This window comes from Xenorhabdus sp. Sc-CR9, from assembly GCF_963897815.1.
In the GTDB taxonomy this organism is placed as follows: domain Bacteria; phylum Pseudomonadota; class Gammaproteobacteria; order Enterobacterales; family Enterobacteriaceae; genus Xenorhabdus.
This window is the reverse complement of the sequence record NZ_CAWQTY010000083.1, coordinates 1-916: the sequence shown is the minus strand read 5'-3', so window position 1 is coordinate 916 and position 916 is coordinate 1. Positions and strand designations below refer to the sequence as shown.

The following is a 916-nucleotide window of genomic DNA, read 5'->3' as shown; positions in this document are numbered from 1 at the left end:
TGTCTAAAGAAAAGTTTGAACGTTCAAAACCGCACGTTAACGTTGGTACTATCGGCCACGTTGACCACGGTAAAACTACCCTGACTGCTGCAATCACCACCGTTTTGGCAAAAACCTACGGCGGTAGCGCTCGTGCATTCGACCAGATCGATAACGCACCAGAAGAAAAAGCGCGTGGTATCACCATCTCTACTTCTCACGTAGAATACGATACCCCTACTCGCCACTACGCACACGTTGACTGCCCAGGCCACGCCGACTATGTGAAAAATATGATCACCGGTGCTGCGCAGATGGACGGCGCGATCCTGGTCGTTGCTGCAACTGATGGCCCAATGCCACAGACTCGTGAGCACATCCTGCTGGGTCGTCAGGTAGGCGTTCCTTACATCATCGTGTTCCTGAACAAGTGTGACATGGTTGATGACGAAGAGCTGCTGGAACTGGTAGAAATGGAAGTCCGTGAGCTGCTGTCTCAGTACGATTTCCCAGGCGACGACACACCAATCATCCGTGGTTCTGCTCTGAAAGCGCTGGAAGGCGAAGCCGAGTGGGAAGCGAAAATCATTGAACTGGCAGAAGCCCTGGATTCTTATATTCCAGAGCCAGAGCGTGACATTGACAAGCCATTCCTGCTGCCAATCGAAGACGTCTTCTCCATCTCCGGCCGCGGTACAGTAGTTACCGGCCGTGTTGAGCGTGGTATCGTTAAAGTGGGTGACGAAGTTGAAATCGTTGGTATCAAAGATACCACTAAAACAACTTGTACCGGCGTTGAAATGTTCCGTAAACTGCTGGACGAAGGCCGTGCAGGTGAGAACGTAGGTGTTCTGCTGCGTGGGACTAAGCGTGACGAAATCGAACGTGGTCAAGTATTGGCTAAACCAGGTTCAATCAAGCCACACACAACTTTCGA

Annotated in this window: 1 protein-coding gene; it reads left to right on the top strand. The window is 51.3% G+C overall.

The annotated features are described in order from the left end of the window. Positions 1-916 (top strand): elongation factor Tu (gene tuf / locus AACQ81_RS04020; RefSeq protein WP_237388492.1); only part of this gene is annotated, 916 nt, incomplete at both ends.